Genomic DNA, 22,901 nt, shown 5'->3' with positions numbered 1-22,901 from the left:
AGATGTCCACGAAGGATCACCCCAACAACGCCCCGGGCGTACCGATGCTCATTCCGCCCGCACTGGAACGGTTTCAGATCAAGTACATCAACCCGGCGCTGAAGCCACTGTCGAAGCGTCTGCCCGGTTTCACCGTGATCAAGCACCGTGGGCGCACGTCGGGCACGCCGTACGAAACCATCGTCACCAGCTACCGCAAGGGCAACACGCTTGCGGTGCTGCTCGCGCACGGCAAGACCAACTGGGTCAAGAACGTGTTGGCCGCGGGCGAGGCGGACGTCCATCTGTTCCGCGGTGACGTCCACATCACCAACCCGCGGGTGCTGCCTGCCGGCACCGATGACGCGTCGCTGCCTCGGATCGCACGCGTCGCGGGCCGCCGGACCGGGGTTTTCGTCGCGGATATTGTTTGACAGCCCTGTCAGACTGCTGCCATGACATGGCAGGTCTGGCTGGCGTTTCTCGGCGCGTCGATCGCGATCAGTGTGTCTCCGGGGGCCGGGGCGATCCAGTCCATGGCCACCGGCCTGACGCACGGCATTCGCCGCGGCTCGTGGAGTGTGCTGGGTCTGCAACTGGGGCTGCTCACGCAGCTGGTGCTGGTGGCGGTCGGCTTGGGTGCCGCCATCGCCAGCTCGATCCTGGCCTTCCAGATCGTGAAGTGGATCGGCGTCGCGTACCTGATCTACCTGGCAATCCATCAGTGGCGCAGCGCATCGCAGGACCTGCGTGAACGGCTCGGCACCGCAGCCGATCGGGGCCGGGCGGCTCTGGTGGCGCGCGGGTTCCTGGTCAACACCACCAACCCGAAGGGTCTGGTGTTCCTGGTCGCAGTGCTGCCACAGTTCGTCGTGCCGACGGCCCCCTTGCTGCCGCAGTACCTGGCGATCGGCGTGACGATGGTGTGCGTCGACGCCGTGGTCATGAGCCTCTACACCGGTGGGGCCGCGCGGCTCCTGGCCTGGCTGCATACCCCGCGCCAACAGACCGTGCTCAACCGGGTGTTCTCCGGCCTGTTCGCGACCGCAGCGGTGGTGTTGTCCCTGGTACGGCGCGGCGTCGTAGCCTGATCCGCCGCGGCCGCTCAGATGTCGAGGCCCAGGTCGAGCACCCGTACCGAGTGTGTGAGCGCGCCGACCGCGAGATAGTCCACTCCGGTGCCGGCGTACTCGGCTGCGGTGTCGAGAGTCAGACCGCCCGAGGATTCGAGCTTGGTCGCCGGTGACGCGGCAGCGCGTCGTTGCACCGCGATCTGCGTCTGCCAGACCGGGAAATTGTCGAGGAGCACCAGCTCGGCCCCGGCGGCAAGCACGTCGTCGAGCTGTTCGAGGGAATCGACCTCGACCTCGCACGGCAGCTCGGGCGCGGCGGCGCGCACCGCCTGCAGCGCGGCAAGCACTGAACCGGCCGCGGCCACATGGTTGTCCTTGATCAACGCAGCGTCACCCAACCCCATTCGGTGGTTGACTCCCCCGCCGACGCGGACGGCGTATTTCTGCAGGGCACGCAGCCCGGGCAGCGTCTTGCGGGTGTCGCGGATCTTGGCGTTGGTGCCGGCGACGGCGTCCACCCAGGCGGCGGTCGCGGTGGCGATACCCGACAGATGGCACATCAGGTTGAGCAGCGTGCGCTCAGCGGTGAGCAGCTGCCGGGTCGGCGCCTCCACGGTCAGTACCTGGGCCTTCGCGTCCAGGCGGGCTCCGTCGTCGACGCGGTGGATCACCCGGTATCCGTCGGGACCGATCACCTCGTCGAGCACCAGCAGGGCGATGTCGACGCCGGCGACGACTCCCGGTTCCCGGTTGACCACCGAGGCGGTGGTCATGGTCGAGGCCGGCACGGTCGCCTGGGTGGTGACGTCGGGGCCGTAGCGCAGGTCTTCCTCAAGTGCCCGCGCGATGGTGGCCCGGGCCTCGACGAGCTCGGATTCTGAGAGTCGCATCAGCACACCGCCGTCGGGGTTGCGGCGGTGATCGCGCCGGCAGTGTCGCGAATGCTCAACGGATGCTCCTGGTTCGGGTCGGTCCCGGGGAAGTCGCCACGGTGGTGGCACCCCCGGGTCTCGGTACGGGCGAGGGCCGCAGCGGCAACGGCCTGCGCCGTGACGGTGAGCGCAGCATCTTCAAAACTCTTGCGGCTGCGGGCTTCCCGCTGGGATGCGGTGGCCAACAGCTCACGCAGCCGTCCCAGTCCGGCGGCGTCGCGGACCACGGAGGCGTGGGCGGACATCGCGTGTTGCAGCAGGCTGCGGTCGACGACGTCGACACGGCGCTCGCGGGGAGCCTGGGCACGCACCGAACCGGCGTGTGCCGCATGGTCGGCGGCGGCGCGCCCCGCCCGGCCACCCACCACGAGTCCCTCAAGCAGGCTGTTGGAGGCCAGCCGATTGGCGCCGTGCATGCCGGTGCGCGCGACCTCCCCGGCGGCGAACAGTCCGGGCAACTCGGTACGGCCGTGCACGTCGGTGACCACTCCGCCGCAGCTGTAGTGCGCACCCGGCACCACCGGGATCGGCTCGCGGGTCGGGTCGATCCCGGCTGCGGCGCACGATGCCGCGACGGTGGGAAACCGTCGCCGGAAATCACCGATGCGGCGGGCGTCGAGATAGACGCACGGGTCACCGGTGGCGGTCAGCCGGGCGTCGATGGCTGCTGCCACAACGTCGCGCGGCGCCATGTCGCCCATCGGGTGCACCCCGTCGGTGACCGAAAGACCTTGCGAGTCAACCAGAACAGCGCCTTCCCCGCGGATCGCCTCGGTCACCAGCGGCAGCCGGCCGTCGACTTCACCGTTGAACAACATGGTCGGGTGGAACTGGATGAACTCGATATCGGCAACCGGTACACCTGCCCATAGGGCCAGGGCGATACCGTCGCCCGTGGAGCCCTCGGGATTGGTTGTGGCGCAATAGAGATGCCCGAGGCCGCCGGTGGCCAGGACCACCGACGGGGCATGCAGGATCCCCATGCCGTCGTCGTTGTTCACCAGTACACCGGTGACGGCCGAACCGTCGTGCAGGATCTGCAGCGCGACGTGATTGTGTCGGATGTCCAGGTTGGCGGAGGCGTGGTCAAGGGCGCGTTGCACTTCCGCGCCGGTGGCGTCACCGCCGGCATGGATGATCCGGTGCCGGGTGTGTCCGCCCTCGCGAGTCAGTGCCCACCGGCCCGGAGTGGTTTCGTCGAACCGCGCGCCGGCATCCACCAGATCGGCCACGGCGCGGTAGCCGTCCGCGACGATCGAGCGGACCGCATCGGGATCGCAGAGCCCGCCACCCGCGGCGACCGTGTCGGCGACGTGCGCGTCGATCGAGTCGTCGTTGCCGGGGAGCACGACGGCGATGCCGCCCTGGGCATAGGCCGTCGCTGTTTCCCCGGTCTTGCTGAGCACGATCACGCGCCGGCCCTGCCGGTGGGCGGCGAGCGCCGCAACGAGGCCACCGACCCCGGTGCCGATCACCACGACGTCGGCGCGCTGCTGCCACAGCGTCGACGCACCGCAGGCGAACGAGCCACCGGCGGTGCGGGCCGACAACCCGCTCACTCGCCGCCGCCGGGCTGGCCGATGGCAATCATCCGTTGCACACTGGCGCGGCCCAGCCGGGCGGTCTCGGGATCGACGTGTACCTCGTCGGCTCCTTCGACCAGGCACCGCAGCAGGGCGGCGGGCGTGATCATCTTCATGTACCGGCACGAGGCCCGGTCGTTGACCGCGAGGAAGTCGACTTCCGGTGCGGCCCGGCGCAGTTGGTGCAGCATGCCGATCTCGGTGGCCACCAGCACCTGGCTGGCGCCGGTCTCGCGGGCCGCGTCGAGCATGCCGCCGGTGGACAGGATCTTGACGCGCTCCTCGGGCACGGCGCCTTCACCGGCCAGGTACAACGCGGAAGTCGCGCAACCGCATTCGGGGTGCACGAACAGCTCGGCGTCCGGGTGTGAGCGAGCCTGGTCGGCCAGTTCGTCGCCGTTGATGCCGGCGTGCACGTGGCATTCCCCGGCCCAGATGTGCATGTTGGTGCGACCGGTGACGCGCCGGACGTGTGCGCCGAGGAACTGATCGGGGCAGAACAGCACCTCACGGTCGGCGGGGATGGACGCCACCACGTCGACGGCATTCGCGGACGTGCAGCAGATGTCGGTGAGCGCCTTCACCGCGGCGGTCGTGTTGACATACGACACGACGACGGCGTCGGGATACTCGTCTTTCCACGCCCGCAGTTCGTCGACGGTGATGGAGTCGGCCAGCGAGCAGCCGGCACGCTGATCCGGGATCAGCACGGTCTTGTCCGGGCTGAGGATTTTGGCCGTCTCGGCCATGAAATGCACGCCGCAGAACACGATGGTGTCCTCAGGTGCGTCGGCGGCGATGCGCGAGAGTGCCAACGAATCGCCGACGTGATCGGCCACGTCCTGAATCTCGGGCAGCTGGTAGTTGTGCGCCAGCAGGGTCGCGCCGCGCTGGTCCACGAGGCGGCGGATCTCGGCGGCCCACTCGGCGTCGCCGACCACGCCGGAATAGCCGTCGGGTCCGTCCAGAATCTGGTCCGCCATCCGGCCTGCCAGATCCCCTGCAGTCGTGCCATTGAGCACCGTCACGACGGCCTCCTCAATCCGAGTCAAGTTTTCGACTTATAATCGAAAACATGCCACATACTAGCACCGAGCACGAAGTGCTCGCTGTCGTGTTCCAGGTTCGCGGCCTCGACTCCCGGCAACCCGTGCTTAACGTGCTGTTATGGCAGCGGGCACGCGAACCCGAGCGTGGCAAGTGGTCCCTGCCCGGCGGCCGGCTGCGCGACGACGAGGATCTGATCAGCTCGGTCCGGCGCCAACTCGCCGAGAAGGTCGACGTACAACAGCTCACCCACCTCGAACAACTGGCCGTGTTCTCCGCGCCCGACCGCGTTCCCGGGCCGCGCACCATCGCGTCGACGTTCTTGGGGCTGGTGCCCTCCCCCGCCACCCCCGAGTTGCCGCCCGACACCCGCTGGCACCCGGTAAACGACCTGCCCCCGATGGCCTTCGACCACGCGCCGATGGTCGAACATGCACGGACCCGGCTGGTCGCCAAGATGTCGTACACGAACATCGGATTCGCTTTGGCACCAACGGAATTCGTACTGTCATCGTTGCGGGATGTCTACAGCGCGACGCTCGGGTACCAGGTCGACACGACCAACCTGCAGCGCGTGCTCGAGCGCCGCAACGTCATCACTCGCACCGGCACCACCGCGCGGTCGGGCCGGAGCGGAGGCCGCCCGGCCGCGCTGTACCGCTTCACCGAATCGCGCTACCGCGTGACCGACGAATTCGCCGCGCTGCGCCCGCCCGGGTGAGTCGACTGGATTCTTAGACCCTTCTTAAGTAAGAATGCCCGGATGGACTTGGGCAGTGCCGCCAACTTGGCCGACGCGGAATGGATCGGCCGCACACCGCACGAAGAACTCGACCGCGGTGCCCGGCCTCAGTTGCCGGCCGACGATCCGTTCTACACACCGCCCGCCGGGTTTCAGCACGCAGCCCCCGGCACCGTGCTGCGCAGCCGTGACGTCGAACTGTCCTTCCTGGGCCTGATCCCACAGCGCCTGCACGCCACCCAGCTGCTCTACCGCTCGACGAGCCGCACCGGCGTCCCGGAGGCAGCAGTCACCACCGTGATCGTCCCGCCCGACGCGGCGCCGGACTGCCCCCTGGTGTCCTACCAGTGCGCGATCGACGCGATCACCGGACGCTGTTTCCCCTCCTACGCGCTGCGCCGCCACGCCAAGGCCACCGGATCGCTGGCCCAACTGGAGCTCCTGCTGATCACTGCGGCGGTGGCCCAGGGCTGGGCGGTGTCGATCCCCGACCACGAAGGCGTCGAAGGGATGTGGGGCGCTCCCTATGAGCCCGGCTACCGCATCCTCGACGGGCTGCGGGCCGCGCTGGAATCCGAGCAACTCAACTTCTCGCCCGAGGCACCCATCGGCCTGTGGGGCTACTCCGGCGGCGGACTGGCCACCGGCTGGGCCGCCGAGATGTGTGAGTCATACGCTCCCGAGCTCAACGTCGTCGGCGCGGTCCTCGGCTCGCCCGTCGGCGACCTCGGGCACACCTTCCAGCGGCTCAACGGCACCATGTTCTCCGGACTGCCCGCGCTCGTGGTGGCCGCGCTCGCCGATATCTACCCCGGCCTCAACCGCGTCATCGCCGAACACGCCACCCGGGAAGGCCGCAAGCTGCTGGACCGGCTGCACCGGATGACCACGGTGGAAGCCGTGCTGCGCCTCATCGGCACCGACATGGAAGATCTGGTGGACCTGCCGCTGGAGCAGATTCTCGCCATGTCGGAAGTCAGCGAGGTGTTCGACGACATCAAGCTGGGAACCGCCGCTCCCCGGCCGCCGGTGCTCATCGTGCAGGCCGTCCACGACGAGATCATCTCGGTCGACGACATCGACGCGCTGGCCGACACGTACATCACCGGTGGCGCCGACGTCACCTACCACCGGGACATGTTCTGCGACCACCTGTTGCTGCATCCCATGTCGGCGCCCATGGCGCTGCGCTGGCTGGGCGACCGGTTCGCCGAACGCCCGCTCACCGCACACCTCGTGCGCACGAAATGGCCGACGCTGCTCAACCCCATGACCTACGTGGGAATGGCCCGGCTCGCCGGCATCGGGTTCAAGATGGTCACCGGCCGCACGGTGCGGCACCGGCGGCTCTGAGCCGGCTCAGACTCCGGGCTGGGCGACCGGCGCAGGCAACACCGGATACACCGGGGTCTCCTCGGGCGGCCAGGCACCCAGATCGTCGCGCGCCGCCGAAACCGCCATCAACGCGTAGACCAGCGCTGCGACGGCCGCCGGAAACAGGATGGTCGTGGCGATCTGCAATGGCCCGTGCCCGAAGAACGCCGCCGGAGCCTCCACGACATAGTGCACGCGGTGTTCCGGACTGATCGGAGCGCCGAGCAGGTCGACGGTTCCGTAACGCAGATGTGCCAGCGCAACACCGACACCTGCCGCTGCAGCCGCCGACACCCCGCAGCCGACGACCAGCGCCCCCGCAAGCACCGGGCCACGGTGCGCACGCCACTGCCAGACCAGGACCGCGGCCACGACCGACGCCACCACCAGGAAGCCGACGAACATGAAGGCGGATGTGAAAAAGTTGTCGGACTCGCTGCCAAGGTAGGCATGGATCCGCTCACCGCTGCGCGTGAGCGCAACCACGCCGTGGATCGACGGCGCCAACCAGGCCCACAGCGCACCGACGACAGCACCCACCAGCGCCATGGCAACCACAACGGTCACCGCGGCGCGTTGCCGTGAAACACGCGGGCCCGCAACAACATCGGGGGCAGGGGCGGCAGCAGGTGCGGGCGTCTCGCCCGGGGCGTTCGGCTCTTCGCCCGAGAGGCTCATCGGGGCCTTCGGCTCTTCGCCCGAGAGGCTCATCGGGGCCTTCGGCTCTTCGCCCGAGAGGCTCATCGCTGGGTCTCCAGGTCCTTGGAGTCCACCACCCCATGCCGCGAACACTTCGCCCACCACCCGTCCGGGCGCACCTGGACGATCATCCGGCGGCCACACTCGGCGCAGAAGCGGGGCGGCTCGAGGCCGAGCTGAGCGGCCGTCGGGACCGCCGAGCCTGCCGCTGCATTGACCTCGACGCCGGTATAGACGTTGTACACACCGGCACTGACGGGCGCGGGCAGCGCCGGCATCTCGCTAATCATCACCAACAGTTCTACAGGCTGGCGTTGAGCGCCTTGATGGGCATCTGCAGATCGTCGAGCAGCTCCAGGTCCGCTTCGGCCGGACGGCCAAGCGTGGTCAGGTAGTTGCCGACGATGACGGCGTTGATGCCGCCCAGGATGCCCTTCTTGGCGCCGAGGTCACCGAGGGTGATCTCGCGGCCGCCTGCGAAGCGCAGCATCGTGCGCGGCAGCGCCAGCCGGAACGCGGCGACGGCCTTGAGCGCCTCGGAGGCAGGCAACACCTCCAGATCGCCGAACGGCGTGCCCGGGCGCGGGTTCAGGAAGTTCAGCGGCACCTCGTGCGGGTCGAGCTCGGCCAGGTTCGCGGCGAACTCGGCGCGCTGTTCCAGCGTCTCCCCCATGCCGAGGATGCCACCGCAGCACACCTCCATACCGGCCTCGCGGACCATGCGCAGGGTGTCCCAGCGCTCTTCCCAGGTGTGGGTGGTGACGACGTTGGTGAAGAACGAGCGCGCCGTCTCCAGGTTGTGGTTGTAGCGGTGCACGCCCATGTCGGAGAGCCGCTGCACCTGCTCCTCGGACAGCATGCCCAGCGAGCACGCGATCTGGATGTCGACCTCGTTGCGGATCGCCTCGATGCCTGCGGCCACCTGGGCCAGCAGCCGCTCGTCCGGGCCGCGCACAGCGGCCACGATGCAGAACTCGGTCGCACCGGTCTTGGCGGTCTGCTTGGCCGCTTCCACCAGGCTCGGGATGTCCAGCCAGGCACTGCGCACGGGAGACGCGAAAAGTCCCGACTGTGAACAGAAGTGGCAGTCTTCAGGGCAGCCGCCGGTCTTGAGGCTGATGATGCCCTCGACCTCGACATCCGGACCGCACCACTTCATCCGGACGTCGTGCGCCAGGGCGAGGAGTTCCTCGAGGTGCTCATCGGGCAGCTGCAGTACCTGCAGCGTCTGGTCCTGATCGAGGCCCACGCCACGCTCCAGGACCTGCTCCCGGGCCACACTCAACACATCCACGGCAGCCTGCGTCACGGTGGTTCCTCCTGCGGATCTTCGGCTTGAACGTCGGCGGTGCCGACCATTGAACACCGTTCAGGTTAGGGTAGCGGCGTGCAACTCCACAAACCCGACGTGGTGGATGCGGCGACGGCCATCCTCGACAGCTACGGCATCGCGGACCTGACCATGCGGCGGCTGGCTCGGGAGCTCAACGTCAGCCCGGGCGCGCTGTACTGGCATTTCGCCAACAAACAGGAGCTGCTGGGCGCTGTGGCGGACCGCATTCTGCAGCCGGCCGGCACCGACGCGGGTGGATTCGGATGGCGCGACCGAATCCACGGGATCTGCGCCGGCCTGCGCGATGCGCTGCTGTCGCACACCGACGGAGCCGAGCTGGTGTCGTCGAGCTTCGCGGCCGGCCAGTCGGCCCGTGCCGCCGCGATCGTCGCCCAACTGGCCGATGCCGCCCGCGACGCCGGCGTGGCCGCCCAGGACGCCGAACCCGCGGCCCGCACCGTCATGTACTACGTCCTCGGATTCACCGTCGACGAACAGTCACGGCTGCAGTGGGACGCCGCGGGCGCACTCAGTGACGAACAGTCGGTGCTGATGGCCGACACCGGCCGCGAGTTCGGTTTCGGGTTACAGCTGCTTGTCGACGGCCTGGCCGTGCACGGCGGTGCCGATCTCGACGCGCTGCGGGCCAACGCCGAATAGCTCACGGCCCCAGTCGAACTCGGCCGAACAGGCCGCCGTTACGGCATGCCGTTGCGCACCACGGCGTCCAACGCGGCCAGCGCCGTCGGGTCACCGGTGGCGTCGACCGCACCTCCCCTGGTCCAGCTCCACAACGCCAGGTCGGCGACGGGTGCACGCACCGTGGCCGTCGCTGCAGCACCCGGGCGCGCGCGCACCGCACGCGGCCATTCGCCTGCCCTACCCACCTCGACGAGCCAGCGCTGCGCTGTGTCGGTGCCGACGAATTCGACGACCGCGTGGGGCTGATACGTCGTGCCTTCCGGCTGCCATCCCCACATCACGTCGACGGCATGATCGACGGCGCCCGCAGCCACGTCGATGCCGATCGCGCTGACGGGTAGCCCTGCCGTCAACTCCGCATCGACGCGGTGCAGGGTCGCCTCGTAGGTCTGCATCCGCCGGGTGAACCCGACGGTCTGGTCGGGCGCGAACCACGACCAGCGTGGTTCGCGGTCCTCGAGCCGGTCCAGTTGGCCGAGCAGCGCGGAGGTGGCCTGCGCCCGCAGCGCCAACGCATCTGCGAGAGTGTCAGGGCGTGCCGGTTTGTCCTGCTCGACCGCCGCGAGATCGGCGTCGGACCGGACATCCCTTTCCAGCACGCCGGCCCAGAAGAAATGCACCTCGGTCAGGTGCCACAACAGATCCGCGGCGCTCCAGTCCGGACAGGTGGGACACCGGCTCTCCGGTGCGACGCCGGACAGCACATCGGCGAATCGTCGGGCCTCGGCGCGGATGATGGCAATCCGGTCCACCCCGTCAGCATGTCAGCCGATGAGGTGTTCTGTCCTGTGGTCGCCGTCCCACCTGCGCAGGCCCGTGATCTTGCCGGTGATCTCCGCGGGGCGCCCCGCGATCTTCAGCGCGGCCGTCAACTTCGCCGGGGCGATCCGGCGGGCCAGCGTGACGTGAGGAGTCCAGTGGCCCGGCTCGGTATGCGGCATCGGGCCGGGCGCCATGAGCGGCACGCACGACCGGTAGACGTGCGCGTGAACGTCGAGAATCTCAGGCGACGGCAGCAACAACCGCCCGAGCACGCCGGCGGTGCGCCCGAAGATCAGCGTGGCGCCTATCCGGCATGGCAGCGGAAAGCGGTCGACGACGGGCAGCAGCACCGTCTCGGCCGCAGCATCGATGTGTTGGGCGACCGCCAATGTGGTGTGCGGTCGGCCGGCAGGCGCCTGGCTGGGAATGCCTGCCTCGCGCAGTCCGTCCCAGATACCGCGGATCGTCTCCTCGGTATCGGCGTCGAAGACGAATTCGACGGAATGCACCACTTCAGACCGCCTCGATCCACCCTCGCTCGAAAGCCTTGGCGCTGATCTCCTCGAACTCCTCCGGACTCGCCGCGCCGGCCCCGGCGGGCAGCACTGCGCGCAGGGGCGCCAGTCGGGCCAGCTCCTCCAGATTGCCTTCCTCAGCAGGCCCAGGTTTCGCAGGCCATGCGCCGATGACCAATCCGGCGCACGGAATGCCTTGTCCGGCAAGCGATTCCAGCGTCAGTTCAGTGTGGTTGAGGGTGCCGAGGCCGGCCGACACCACCACCAGCACCGGAGCCGAGACATCGGCGGCGAGATCACGCAGCGTCACCCCATCGGCGCCGATCCGCACCAGCAGCCCGCCGGCCCCCTCGACCAGGGTCAACCGCCCCGGCGCGTCGGCCGATCGCACCGCAGTGACCAAGTCGGCGCGGGTCGGCAGGGCAAGTCCCGCCCGCTGCGCTGCCGCCTCGGGCGCCAGCGGCTCGGGATAGCGCCAGCCGCCGTGCAGCGCGGTCACCCCGGCGAGTCGGCGCACCTCGCCGAGATCGTCGTCGCCGTCCGCGTCCCCGGTCTGCACGGGTTTGCACACCGCGACGTCCCGTCGGGCGAGCCGGGCAGCACACGCCAGCGCCGCGGTGGACACCGTTTTGCCGACGCCGGTGTCCGTACCGGTGACGATCAGCAGCGTCATGCGCGGGCGACCGCGAGGACCTCGGTGAGCACCCGGCGTGCCAGATCCATTTCATCGTCGGTCAGCGAGGCGCGTGCGGTGAGCCGCAGACGCGAGGTCCCGACTGGGACGGTCGGCGGTCGGAAGCAACCCACTCGCACACCGCGCTCCAGGCAGGCCGTCGCAGCGGCGAACGCTATTTCGGGCTCACCGAGAATCACCGAAACCACCGCTGAGTCGGGCTCGGTCGTCACCCCTGAGATTCGTGCCAACTCGGCCGCGTGTGTGAGCACCGCCCGGGCCCGCTGCGGCTCGGCGATCAGCACGCGCAGCGCCGCCAACGCCGCGCCGACGGCGGCAGGCGCCAGCCCGGTGTCGAAGATGAACGGCCGGGCCGCGTCGATCAGGTGGGCCCGTACCGCCTCGGGGCCGAGGACGACGCCGCCCTGGCTGCCCAGCGCCTTCGACAGCGTCGTCGTCATGACGACGTCGGGCGCCCCGGCCAGACCGACCTCGTGCAGCAGGCCCTGCCCGCCGGTGCCGCGGACACCGAGACCGTGTGCCTCGTCCACGATGAGCAACGCTGCGTGGCGGCGACAGACCGCGTGCAGTTCGCGCAGCGGGGCCAGCACGCCGTCGGCGCTGAACACCGACTCGGTCACCACGACCGCGCGTTCCTCGGTACGCGCACTGAGCGCGGCGTCGACGGCGGCCACGTCGCGGTGCGGTGAGACCACCACGCGGGCGCGGGAAAGCCGGCACGCGTCGACCAGCGATGCGTGCGTCAGGGCGTCGGAGACCACGAGCGAGCCAGGACCGGACAGGGCCACGACCGCGCCGAGGTTGGCGGTGTAGCCGGACGAGAAGACCAGGGCGGATTCGGCGCCGACGAACTCGGCGAGCTCGTGCTCGAACTCCTCGTGAAGCTCGGTGTTGCCGGTGACGAGGCGTGATCCACCGGCGCCGGCACCCCAGGTGCGCAGTGCCTCGACGCCGCCGTCGAGCACGTCAGGGTGCTGGGACAGGCCCAGGTAGTCGTTGGATGCGAGATCGAGCTCGGCGCCGACCGGCGGGCGGACGCGCAGTTCGCGGCGCAATCCTGCGGTCCGGCGCTGCTGTTCGACGTCGGCCAGCCAGGACAGCGGTGAAAGATCTGTGCGTGTCACCTGATGCTCCTAGGGGTCGGCCCGACAATTGAACACGTCGGCGGTGCCGACAATTGAACACGTCGGCGGTGCCGACAATTGAACACGTCGGCGGTGCCGACAATTGAACACCGTTCAGGTTAGTGCACGCGCCACACCGACCATCGCGGCGGTGATCTGTTCGACCTCCTCGGGAGTGCAGATGTACGGCGGCATCGCGTAAACCAGGTTGCGGAACGGACGTAGCCAGACCCGGTGCCGCAGCGCTGCCGCGGTGGCCACGCGCATGTCGACCGGCTGTTTCATCTCGACCACGCCGATCGCCCCGAGCACCCGGACATCGGCGACGCCGCCCAGGTCGCGGGCGGGCGCCAGGCCCTTCCGCAGCCCCGCTTCGATCGAGCGGACCTGGGTGCGCCAGTCGCCGGCGATCAACAATTCGACCGCGGCCACACCCACCGCGCAGGCCAGGGCATTGGCCATGAACGTGGGCCCGTGCATGAGCGCGCCAGGTTCACCCGAGCTGATGGTCTGCGCGATCCGGGCCGTGCACAAGGTGGCGGCCAAGGTGATGTAGCCGCCGGTCAGAGCCTTGCCGACGCACATGATGTCGGGGCTGACGCCGGCGTGGTCCGCGGCGAACAGCTCGCCGGTGCGGCCGAACCCGGTGGCGATCTCGTCGAAGATCAGCAGCACGTCGTGGCGGTCGCAGGCCGCCCTCAGGTCCGACAGGTAGCGCGGATCGTGGAAGCGCATGCCGCCCGCCCCCTGCACGACCGGTTCGACGATCACGGCCGCGAGCTCGTCGGCGTGCTCGGCCAGCTGCTGTTCGAACGCCGCGCTGTACGCCGGGTCGTACGCGCCGGGGACCTGGGGCGCGAACTCCTGCGCGACCAGCACGTCGGTCCAGATGGAATGCATGCCGCCGTCGGGATCGCACACGCTCATCGGGGTGAAGGTGTCGCCGTGGTAGCCGCCCCGCCACGTCATCAGGCGGTGTTTACCGACCCGCCCGAGGCTGCGCCAGTACTGCAGGGCCATCTTCACGGCCACCTCGACCGAAACCGAACCGGAGTCGCTGAAGAAGACCGTGTCGAGTCCGGCGGGGGTCAGCTCGACCAGGAGTTGCGCCAGACGCGCTGCGGGCTCGTGGGTGAGCCCGCCGAACATGACGTGGTTCATCGTCGCCATCTGCCGCGTGATGGCCTGGTCCAGGGCCGGGTGACCGTGGCCGTGCACCGCCGTCCACCACGAGGCCATCGCGTCGAGCACCTCGACGGGCTCGCCGTCGAGAGGGTCGATCACGGTAAGCCAGGCGCCCTTGGCGCCGACGGCCACCACCGGTGCCAACGCCTCGGCCCCGATGGTGCTGTACGGGTGCCAGACGTGTGCCGTGTCGATGGCACTGATCTGGGCCGGTGTCAGCTCAGCCACAGAGCGGCAGCCTAGCCCTTTGCTCACTTGCCGCGCCGTAGGCATACGAAATGTGAGCACCACAGGGTTTTTAGGTAAATTGACCTCGATCATGATGACCCTCGCCCCAGCCCGGTCGGCGCCCGTCAGCGACGATTCGCGCGGCGCCCCTGCCGCCATGGGGACCCGAAAGTCGGGTTTCTATCGGCACGATCTGGACGGCCTGCGCGGTATCGCCATCGCGCTGGTCGCGGTTTTCCATGTCTGGTTCGGGCGTGTTTCCGGTGGTGTGGACGTTTTTCTGGCGTTGTCCGGGTTCTTTTTCGGTGGCAAATTGTTGCGCACCGCGCTCACTCCGGGCGCCTCGCTGTCAGCGGTTCCCGAGGTGGTTCGGCTGGTCCGCCGGCTTCTGCCCGCACTGGTCGTGGTGCTCGCGGCCGCCGCCGTGCTGACCATCCTGATCCAGCCCGAGACCCGCTGGGAGACGTTTGCTGACCAGAGCTTGGCAAGTCTGGGCTACTACCAAAACTGGGAACTGGCCAGCACAGCGGCGAACTATCTGCGCGCGGGCGAAGCGGTCAGCCCGCTGCAGCACATCTGGTCGATGTCGGTACAAGGCCAGTTCTATATCGCGTTTCTTGCGTTGATCTTCGGATTCGCCTGTCTGTGCCGGAAGGTCTTCGGCAGGCACCTGCGCACGGCATTCGTCGTGCTGCTCAGCACGCTGACAGTGGCCTCCTTCGTGTACGCGATCATCGCGCACAACATCGACCAGGCGACCGCGTACTACAACAGCTTCGCCCGGGCTTGGGAGTTGCTGCTCGGCGCGCTGGTCGGTGCGGTCGTGCCGCTCGTCCGGTGGCCGATGTGGCTGCGCACCCTGGCCGCGACGATCGCGCTGGCCGCGATCCTGTCCTGCGGCGCGTTCATCGACGGCGTGAAGGAATTCCCCGGGCCGTGGGCACTGGTTCCGGTCGGAGCGACGATGCTGTTCATCGTCTCCGCGGCCAACCTCATGACAGGCACCGGTTCGGATGACCGGTCGCCGCTGCCCAACCGGATGCTGGCCACCAAGCCGTTCGTCTCGCTCGGTTCCATGGCCTACTCGCTGTATCTGTGGCACTGGCCGCTGCTGATCTTCTGGCTCTCCTACACCGGCCATTCGCACACCACCTTCGTCGAGGGCACCGTCGTGCTGCTCGTCTCAGGCGTACTGGCCTGGCTCACCACCCACTACGTCGAGGAACCGCTGCGCCTGCAGAAGTCGGCCAAACCGGCCGTACCTGCCCAAGTCATCCCGCTGCGGACCCGGCTGAAGCGCCCGACCATCGTGCTGGGCTCAGTTGTCGCCCTGCTTGGCGTCGCGCTGACCGCCACGTCGTTCACCTGGCGTGAACACGTCACCGTGCAGCGGGCCAACGGCAAGGAGCTGGCCGGGCTGTCCGCTCGGGACTATCCCGGTGCCCGCGCCCTGCTCAACCACGAGCGGGTGCCCAAGCTGCCCATGCGGCCCACCGTGCTGGAGGCCAAGGACGATCTGCCCGCCAGCACACTCGACGGCTGTATCAGCGATTTCTCCAATGCCGATGTGATCACGTGTACCTATGGCGACAAGGACGCGACGCGCACCATCGCGCTGGCAGGCGGTTCGCACGCCGAACACTGGATCACCGCCCTGGACCTGCTCGGCCGGTTGCACAACTTCAAGGTCGTCACCTATCTGAAGATGGGTTGCCCGCTGACCACCGAGGAAGTACCGCTGGTGATGGGCGACAACCGCCCGTACCCCAAGTGTCACCAATGGAACGACGAGGTGATGTCCCGGCTCATCGCCGACCGGCCCGCCTATGTGTTCACCACGTCGACTCGGCCATGGAACATCAAGCCCGGCGATGTGATGCCGGGTACCTATATCGGCATCTGGGAAACTCTGTCCAAGAACAACATTCCCGTTCTCGCGATGCGGGACACGCCGTGGCTGGTGCGGGACGGCCAGCCGTTCTTCCCGGCTGACTGCCTGGCCAAGGGGGGCGACGCGGTGTCCTGCGGCGTCAAGCGGTCCGAGGTACTCTCCGACCGGAACCCCACTCTCGATTTCGTCGGGCAGTTCCCACTGCTGAAGCCACTCGACATGAGCAATGCGGTGTGCCGGAAGGACTATTGCCGTGTGGTGGAGGGAAATGTCTTGCTGTACCACGATTCTCACCACATCTCGACGACATATATGAGAACGATGACGGGCGAGCTCGGCCGTCAGATGGCGGCTGCAACGGGTTGGTGGTGAGGCCGTGACCTCGTCCATCGAGCCGCCCCGTACCCCGGCGCGCACCACGTCGACGGTGTGGCCGGGCGATGCCTACCCACTGGGTTCCACCTACGACGGCGCGGGTACCAACTTCTCGCTGTTCTCCGAGGTGGCCGAACGCGTCGAGCTGTGCTTGATCGCCAAGGACGGTACCGAAGAGCGGATCAACCTCGACGAGGTCGACGGCTACGTGTGGCACGCCTACCTGCCGACCGTGACACCGGGCCAGCGGTACGGTTTCCGGGTCCACGGACCTTGGGACCCCAGCGCGGGACACCGATGCGATCCCAGCAAGCTGCTGCTCGATCCGTACGGCAAGTCGTTCCACGGTGACTTCGACTTCACCCAGGCGTTGTTCTCCTACGACCTGAACGCCAAACCCGAGGGCACCGGAACTCCCCCACGGGTGGATTCCCTGGGCCACACCATGACCAGCGTCGTGATCAACCCGTTCTTCCAATGGGGATCCGACCGGGCGCCCAAGACGCCGTACCACGACACGGTCATCTACGAGGCCCACGTCAAGGGCATGACCCAGACCCACCCCGGCATCCCCGAGGCGCTGCGCGGAACCTACGCCGGCCTGAGCCACCCGGCGATCATCGATCACCTCAAGTCGCTGCATGTCACAGCCATCGAGCTGATGCCGGTGCACCAGTTCATGCATGATCACCGGCTGCTGGACCTCGGGCTGCGGAACTACTGGGGCTACAACACCGTGGGGTTCTTCGCGCCGCACTACCAGTACGCCGCGAACCGACATGCGGGCGGTGCGGTGGCCGAGTTCAAGACGATGGTCAAGACGTTCCACGACGCGGGCATCGAGGTGATCCTCGACGTGGTCTACAACCACACCGCCGAAGGCAACCATCTGGGCCCCACCATCAACTTCCGCGGTATCGACAACGCGGGGTACTACCGGCTGATGGACGGCCAGCGTGAGCTCTACAAGGACTTCACCGGCACCGGTAACAGTCTCAACGCCCGTCATCCGCACACCCTGCAGCTCATCATGGACTCCCTGCGCTACTGGGTGTTGGACATGCATGTCGACGGGTTCCGGTTCGACCTGGCGTCGACCCTGGCGCGCGAGTTCTACGACGTGGACCGGCTGTCGGCGTTCTTCGACCTCGTACAGCAGGATCCCGTGGTCAGCCAGGTCAAACTGATCGCCGAACCGTGGGACGTCGGTGAGGGCGGCTACCAGGTGGGCAACTTCCCAGGTTTGTGGACCGAGTGGAACGGGAAATACCGCGACACTGTGCGTGATTACTGGCGGGGCGAGCCCGCAACCCTGGGTGAGTTCGCGTCCCGCCTCACCGGTTCGTCGGACCTCTACGAGGCGACGGGCCGGCGGCCCGGCGCCAGCATCAACTTCGTCACCTGTCACGACGGCTTCACGCTGCGGGACCTGGTGTCGTACAACGAGAAACACAACGAGGCCAACGGCGAGGACAACCGTGACGGCGAAAGCCACAACCGGTCGTGGAACTGCGGTGTCGAAGGGCCGACCGACGACCCCGACATCCTCGCCCTGCGCGACAAGCAGATGCGCAACATCATGGCCACGCTGATGCTCTCGCAGGGCACTCCGATGATCGCGCACGGTGACGAGATCGGCCGCACCCAGCTGGGCAACAACAATGTGTACTGCCAGGATTCGGAGTTGTCCTGGATGGATTGGTCGTTGTGCGAAACCAATGCCGACCTGCTGGCGTTCGCGCGCAGGATCGTCAAGTTCCGCAAGCGCCACCCGGTGTTCCGGCGCAGGCGGTTTTTCGAAGGCAAACCGATCCGCAGCGGTGACCAAGTCCGCGACATCGCGTGGCTCACGCCGTCCGGAACCGAGATGACACCGGATGACTGGGGCGCGGGCCTGGGCACCTGCGTGGCGGTGTTCCTCAACGGCGACGCCATCGAGGCGCCCGATGCCCGCGGCGAGCGCGTGGTCGACGATTCGTTCCTGTTGTGTTTCAACGCCAATGACCACTCGCAGGATTTCGTCACGCCGGACGGCGATTACGCCCGTCAGTGGACGGCGGCGTTCGACACGGCCGATCCGACCGGTGGGTCGGACCTGGTGGTGGCCGCCGGGGAGAAGATCTCGCTGCAGGCCCGCTCGCTGCTCGTCCTGCAGAAGACGGCCTGACCCGTGACCGTACCCGTACTGTCCACGTACCGGCTCCAGATGCGTGGTGATTGCTGCACATTCGACGACGCAGTGGAGCTGCTCGACTATCTCGACGAACTCGGGGTGTCGCATCTGTATCTGTCGCCGATCCTCACCGCGGTCGCGGGGTCGACCCACGGCTATGACGTCACCGACCCGACCAGTGTGTCGTCGGCGCTGGGCGGGGCCGACGGTCTGCGGCGGCTCGCGGACGCCGCGCGCAAGAAGAACATCGGCATCATTGTCGATATCGTGCCCAACCACGTCGGGGTGTCCGACGCCGAGCAGAACCGGTGGTGGTGGGACGTATTGGCCAACGGCCGCGACTCGCGCTACGCGGAGTTCTTCGACATCGACTGGGATCTCGACGGCGGACGGATCGTGTTACCGGTCCTGGGCTCCGATGCGGACGTCGAACATCTGACCGTCGACGGTGATGTGCTGCGCCTGGGTGACCTGGTGTTCCCCGTTGCCGCGGGCACCGGCGACGGATCCGGTGCGCAGGTCCACGACCGGCAGCACTACCGGCTCACCGGGTGGCGCACCGGCCGCTGCGGGTATCGGCGGTTCTTCTCCATCACCTCGCTGGCCGCTCTGCGCCAGGAGGACCGTCTCGTGTTCGACGCCACCCACACTGAGGTCAAGCGGTGGTTCGACGAGTCGCTGGTCGACGGGCTGCGTGTCGACCATCCGGATGGATTGTCCGATCCCGCAGGCTATCTCGCCTGGTTGCGCGAATTGGCCGGGCCGTCGGCGTGGATCGTGGCCGAGAAGATCCTCGCCGCCGACGAGAGCCTGGACGCCTCGCTGCCGATCGACGGGACCACCGGATACGACGCGCTGCGAGAAGTCGGCGGCCTGTTCATCGATCCCACAGGAGCTGCTGTCCTGACGAAACTGGCGAACCAGGACGTTGCCGCGTCGGAGATCCAGCTCAAGGCCACGGCCGTCACCGACACGCTGGGCAGTGAGCTGGCCCGGCTGTGCCGCGTCATCACGTCGGCCACCGATACGGAACATCCGCTGCTACCCCAAGCCGTGGCGGCCCTGGTCAGCCGAATCCCGGTGTACCGCTGCGACTATCCCGCACTGGCCACGGTGCTCCCCGTGGCCATCGCTGAAACCGCGGTGGCGGCACCGGAATTGGCGCAAGTGCTGACCATCGTGTCTGCAGCGGTGTCCACCAGCCCCGAAGCGGCGGCCCGGTTCAACCAGCTGTGTGGGGCGGCGACCGCGAAATCGGTCGAGGATTGCGCGTTCTACCGCGATGCCCGCCTGGTGTCGTTGAACGAGGTCGGCGGCGACCCGGCACTGTTCGGCGTCAGCGCGGCGGAGTTCCATCAACGGGCCGCGACCCGGGCCCGCCGCTGGCCGCTGACCATGACCGCACTGACCACACATGACACCAAGCGCGGTGAGGATGTGCGGGCCCGCATCGGCGTGCTGTCGCAGGTGCCGTCGGAGTGGGCCGACCGGGTCGGCGAGTGGTCTGCCCTGGCGGTACCGCCGGACGAGGACACCGCATTGTTCCTGTGGCAGAACGTCTTCGGTGTCTGGCCCGTCGACGGCGTGGTCAGCGCCGAGCTGCGGGATCGGCTGCACGCCTACACCGAGAAGGCCATCCGGGAAGCCGCCACGCACACGTCCTGGCATGACCCCGATGCCGAGTTCGAGACCGCCGTGCACGCCTGGCTCGATCAGGTGCTCGACGGTCCGGTCGCGTCCGGGTTGACCGAGTTGGCCACGCGCCTGCACGAGCACGCCGTCAGTGACATCCTGGGCCAGAAGCTCATCCAGCTGACGGCGCCCGGAGTGCCGGACGTGTACCAGGGCACCGAGCTTCCCGAGGACAGCCTGGTCGACCCGGACAACCGGCGGCCCGTCGACTACGCCGCGCGACGTCGTGCGCTCCGCGACATGGACGACCCGAAAATGCGAGTGACGAACGCGGCGTTGCGGTTACGTCGGGAGCGCCCGGAGAGCTTCTTGGCCGGTGGTTACCATCCCGTGCCGGCCGTCGGACCTGCCGCAGCGCATGTGGTGTCGTTCCGGCGCGGGGCCGACGTGCTGGTGGCGGTCAGCCGCTGGACGGTGCGGCTCGCCGAAACCGGTTGGGCAGACACCACGATCACGCTGTCCGACGGAGTGTGGACCGACCGGCTCACCGGTGCGCAGTACAGCGGTACCATTCCCGCCGCGCACCTGTTCGGCGAACTTCCGGTCACCCTCTTGGTGCGTGGAGCATGACCGAATTCGCGGTGTGGGCACCGAAACCCGACGTGGTGCGCCTCGATGTCGACGGCACCCGCCATGACATGACCCGTGACGCCGACGGGTGGTGGCGCGCCGACGTCGACGCGACCGCGGACAACCGGTACGGATTCGTCCTCGACGACGACCCGCAGGTACTTCCGGATCCGCGTTCGCCCCGCCAACCCGACGGTGTGCACGAACCCTCCCAGCTGTGGCAGCCCGCGCTCGACGCGTGGACCGATGCCGACTGGGCCGGCCGGTCCATCGCAGGCGCTGTCATCTACGAACTGCACACCGGCACGTTCACCCCGGCCGGAACCTTCGATGCGGCGATCGAAAAGCTGGACTATCTCGTCGATCTGGGGGTCGACTTCATCGAGTTGATGCCGGTCAACGCGTTCAACGGAACCCACGGCTGGGGCTATGACGGTGTGCTCTGGTACGCGGTGCACGAACCCTACGGTGGCCCCGACGGCCTCATCCGCTTCATCGACGCCTGCCATGCCCGCGGGCTCGGCGTGCTGATCGACGCGGTGTTCAACCACCTCGGCCCCTCCGGCAATTACCTTCCCCGGTTCGGTCCGTACCTGTCCTCCGGCCACAACCCGTGGGGCGCGTCGATCAACCTGTCCGACGCCGACGCCGACGAGGTGCGCCGCTACATTCTCGACTGCGCGCTGCGTTGGATGCGCGAATTCCATGCCGACGGGCTGCGGTTGGATGCCGTGCACGCCCTCATGGACAACACCGCGATCCACCTGCTGGAGGAGCTTGCCACCGAAACCGATGCGCTCGCAGCAGAACTGGGCAGACCATTGTCACTGATCGCCGAGAGCGACCTCAACGACCCTCGGCTGATCACGCCGCGCGACCAGGGCGGCTATGGCCTCACGGCACAGTGGGACGACGACATCCACCACGCCATCCACACCGCGGTCTCTGGCGAAAGACAGGGCTACTACTCCGATTTCGGGTCGCTGCGCACCCTCGCCAGCACCCTGAAGAACGGCTATTACCACGCAGGCACGTACTCGTCGTTCCGGCGCCGCAGGCACGGCCGTCCGCTGGACACCGCGACCATCCCGGCCACCCGGTTGCTGGCCTACACCCTGACGCACGATCAGGTCGGCAACCGCGCAGTCGGCGACCGGCCGTCGCAGGTGCTCGATACCGGACAGCTCGCCGTGAAGGCGGCCCTGGCGCTCGGCTCGCCCTATACCGCAATGCTTTTCATGGGCGAGGAATGGGGCTCGTCATCGCCGTTCCAGTTCTTCAGCTCGCATCCCGAACCCGAACTGGCCCGCGCCACGGCCGAGGGACGCAAAGCCGAATTCGCCGAGCACGGATGGGACGCCGACGAGGTTCCCGATCCCCAGGACCCCGCGACGTTCGAGCGGTCCAAACTGAACTGGGACGAGATCGACGAGGGTGACCACGGCCGACTGCGGCAGCTCTACCGGGATCTCATCGCCTTGCGCCACACCGAGGCCGACCTCGCCGATCCGTGGCTGGACCATCTGCACATCGAGTTCGACGAACGCCAGCGCTGGATCGTGATGCGGCGGGGCGCAGTGGCCATCGCCTGCAATCTCGGCGAAGACGCCACCAGCGTTCCCGTGACGGGTGAGCTGGTGCTGGCGTGGGGTGAACCGGAGCCGGGCCCTGAAGCGACGATGCTGGCGGGACATTCTTTCGCGATTCTGCGTACTGTCAAACCGGTGTCCACAGCCGCGGAGCCTGTGGATAACGCGTTACCCGGTTAGCCGCCGGGGCAGTGATGATGCCGCTATGAGTCATCGCGAATTACTGCCCGTACCTCCGATCGAAACCGCCACCGACCCAATCCATTCCACCGCAGACATGCGCCAGCGCTGGCGCGCGCTCATGGGTGAGCTCGGGTTCGGGCAGCGGCTGCTGTGGGTCGGATTCGTCGGCGGCGACCGCCGCCTCTACAAGACCATGAGCCAGGTACCGCTGCGGGCCAAACCACAGCCGGGTCTGGTCGAGTACATCGTGAGCCGACTACCGCGCGTGCTGTCCGGATTGGAGGACGGCGCCACCGTGGCATTGCTGCTCACGCGGCCGGGCCGCGGCCCGGTGTCGAACCTCGACCGGGACTGGGCAGCACTGCTCACCACAGCGGCCGTCGAATACGGCGTCCCGCTGGAACCGATCTTCCGGGCCAACGACGAGGCGGTGCTCGAAGTGGAACCGACGCTGCG

At 68.0% G+C, this 22,901-nt stretch carries 20 protein-coding genes; 9 read left to right on the top strand and 11 right to left on the bottom strand.

The window, feature by feature from the left end:
* The first annotated feature begins 2 nt into the window (after positions 1–2).
* On the top strand, positions 3–413 hold the full coding sequence (locus BST13_RS04495; protein ID WP_083161041.1) for a nitroreductase family deazaflavin-dependent oxidoreductase: 411 nt from the start codon (positions 3–5) through the stop codon (positions 411–413).
* A gap of 21 nt (positions 414–434) precedes the next feature.
* On the top strand, positions 435–1,070 hold the full coding sequence (gene rhtB, locus BST13_RS04490) for a homoserine/homoserine lactone efflux protein (protein ID WP_083161039.1): 636 nt from the start codon (positions 435–437) through the stop codon (positions 1,068–1,070).
* A gap of 14 nt (positions 1,071–1,084) precedes the next feature.
* Here the strand turns inward: rhtB and nadC are convergent, their stop codons facing one another.
* From nadC to nadA, 3 genes are read right to left on the bottom strand one after another with little or no spacing between them, the layout of a single operon-like run.
* Positions 1,085–1,942 carry a carboxylating nicotinate-nucleotide diphosphorylase gene (gene nadC, locus BST13_RS04485; RefSeq protein ID WP_083161392.1) on the bottom strand — a complete coding sequence of 286 codons (858 nt, stop codon included), beginning with the start codon at positions 1,940–1,942 and terminating at the stop codon, positions 1,085–1,087.
* Positions 1,942–3,543, bottom strand: coding sequence for an L-aspartate oxidase (locus tag BST13_RS04480; protein WP_083161037.1), 1,602 nt, complete (start codon positions 3,541–3,543; stop codon positions 1,942–1,944). The genes nadC and BST13_RS04480 overlap by 1 nt, the downstream gene beginning before the upstream one ends.
* Complete coding sequence (gene nadA / locus BST13_RS04475) at positions 3,540–4,595, bottom strand: quinolinate synthase NadA (protein ID WP_083161035.1); 1,056 nt, start codon at positions 4,593–4,595, stop codon at positions 3,540–3,542. Before nadA ends, BST13_RS04480 begins: the two co-directional genes overlap by 4 nt.
* Before the next feature lie 47 nt (positions 4,596–4,642).
* Between nadA and BST13_RS04470 the strand changes: the two genes are divergently transcribed.
* Complete coding sequence (locus BST13_RS04470; protein ID WP_083161033.1) at positions 4,643–5,335, top strand: NUDIX hydrolase; 693 nt, start codon at positions 4,643–4,645, stop codon at positions 5,333–5,335.
* Positions 5,336–5,377: 42 nt separating this feature from the next.
* On the top strand, positions 5,378–6,709 hold the full coding sequence (locus tag BST13_RS04465) for a lipase family protein (protein WP_083161031.1): 1,332 nt from the start codon (positions 5,378–5,380) through the stop codon (positions 6,707–6,709).
* Positions 6,710–6,715: 6 nt separating this feature from the next.
* On the opposite strand, the gene BST13_RS04460 is transcribed toward BST13_RS04465, so the two are convergent.
* The 3 genes from BST13_RS04460 to bioB are packed head-to-tail and all read right to left on the bottom strand — an operon-like array spanning position 6,716 to position 8,723.
* Positions 6,716–7,474, bottom strand: coding sequence for a DUF2567 domain-containing protein (locus tag BST13_RS04460; RefSeq protein ID WP_245839338.1), 759 nt, complete (start codon positions 7,472–7,474; stop codon positions 6,716–6,718).
* Positions 7,471–7,719: a biotin synthase auxiliary protein BsaP gene (gene bsaP / locus BST13_RS04455; protein ID WP_170064258.1), complete on the bottom strand. Its 249-nt coding sequence runs from the start codon at positions 7,717–7,719 to the stop codon at positions 7,471–7,473. Before bsaP ends, BST13_RS04460 begins: the two co-directional genes overlap by 4 nt.
* 11 nt (positions 7,720–7,730) lie before the next feature.
* Entirely contained in the window at positions 7,731–8,723 is a 993-nt protein-coding gene (gene bioB / locus BST13_RS04450; protein ID WP_211296012.1) for a biotin synthase BioB, read from the bottom strand.
* A 93-nt stretch (positions 8,724–8,816) separates the two neighbouring features.
* On the opposite strand from bioB, the gene BST13_RS04445 reads away from it, so the two are divergent.
* The gene (locus BST13_RS04445) at positions 8,817–9,422 is read left to right on the top strand and encodes a TetR family transcriptional regulator (RefSeq protein ID WP_083161027.1); all 606 of its coding nucleotides are present in this window, start codon (positions 8,817–8,819) and stop codon (positions 9,420–9,422) included.
* A gap of 38 nt (positions 9,423–9,460) precedes the next feature.
* On the opposite strand, the gene BST13_RS04440 is transcribed toward BST13_RS04445, so the two are convergent.
* The 5 genes from BST13_RS04440 to BST13_RS04420 form a co-directional block, all read right to left on the bottom strand.
* On the bottom strand, positions 9,461–10,216 hold the full coding sequence (locus BST13_RS04440; protein ID WP_083161025.1) for a maleylpyruvate isomerase family mycothiol-dependent enzyme: 756 nt from the start codon (positions 10,214–10,216) through the stop codon (positions 9,461–9,463).
* A gap of 12 nt (positions 10,217–10,228) precedes the next feature.
* Positions 10,229–10,738 carry a 2'-5' RNA ligase family protein gene (locus tag BST13_RS04435; RefSeq protein WP_083161023.1) on the bottom strand — a complete coding sequence of 170 codons (510 nt, stop codon included), beginning with the start codon at positions 10,736–10,738 and terminating at the stop codon, positions 10,229–10,231.
* A gap of 1 nt (position 10,739) precedes the next feature.
* Positions 10,740–11,414 (bottom strand): dethiobiotin synthase, encoded by a 675-nt coding sequence (gene bioD / locus BST13_RS04430; RefSeq protein ID WP_083161021.1) that lies wholly within the window; start codon positions 11,412–11,414, stop codon positions 10,740–10,742.
* Positions 11,411–12,559, bottom strand: a complete 1,149-nt coding sequence (locus BST13_RS04425) for an 8-amino-7-oxononanoate synthase (RefSeq protein WP_083161019.1) — start codon at positions 12,557–12,559, stop codon at positions 11,411–11,413. Before BST13_RS04425 ends, bioD begins: the two co-directional genes overlap by 4 nt.
* Positions 12,560–12,673: 114 nt before the next feature.
* Entirely contained in the window at positions 12,674–14,017 is a 1,344-nt protein-coding gene (locus BST13_RS04420) for an adenosylmethionine--8-amino-7-oxononanoate transaminase (RefSeq protein ID WP_170064257.1), read from the bottom strand.
* 46 nt (positions 14,018–14,063) lie between these two features.
* Here BST13_RS04420 and BST13_RS04415 point away from each other — a divergent pair, with 46 nt between their 5' ends.
* From BST13_RS04415 to treZ, 4 genes are read left to right on the top strand one after another with little or no spacing between them, the layout of a single operon-like run.
* Positions 14,064–16,235 (top strand): acyltransferase family protein, encoded by a 2,172-nt coding sequence (locus BST13_RS04415; protein ID WP_083161016.1) that lies wholly within the window; start codon positions 14,064–14,066, stop codon positions 16,233–16,235.
* A gap of 4 nt (positions 16,236–16,239) precedes the next feature.
* Complete coding sequence (gene glgX / locus BST13_RS04410) at positions 16,240–18,405, top strand: glycogen debranching protein GlgX (protein ID WP_211296004.1); 2,166 nt, start codon at positions 16,240–16,242, stop codon at positions 18,403–18,405.
* Between the two features lie 3 nt (positions 18,406–18,408).
* On the top strand, positions 18,409–20,673 hold the full coding sequence (gene treY / locus BST13_RS04405; protein ID WP_083161014.1) for a malto-oligosyltrehalose synthase: 2,265 nt from the start codon (positions 18,409–18,411) through the stop codon (positions 20,671–20,673).
* Positions 20,670–22,442, top strand: coding sequence for a malto-oligosyltrehalose trehalohydrolase (treZ, locus tag BST13_RS04400; RefSeq protein ID WP_083161012.1), 1,773 nt, complete (start codon positions 20,670–20,672; stop codon positions 22,440–22,442). The genes treY and treZ overlap by 4 nt, the downstream gene beginning before the upstream one ends.
* Positions 22,443–22,901 lie beyond the last annotated feature (459 nt).

The organism is Mycobacterium aquaticum (assembly GCF_002086485.1).
Classification (GTDB): domain Bacteria; phylum Actinomycetota; class Actinomycetes; order Mycobacteriales; family Mycobacteriaceae; genus Mycobacterium; species Mycobacterium aquaticum.
Note: the sequence above shows the minus strand (reverse complement) of the source record. Positions and strands in the feature narration are given on the sequence as shown.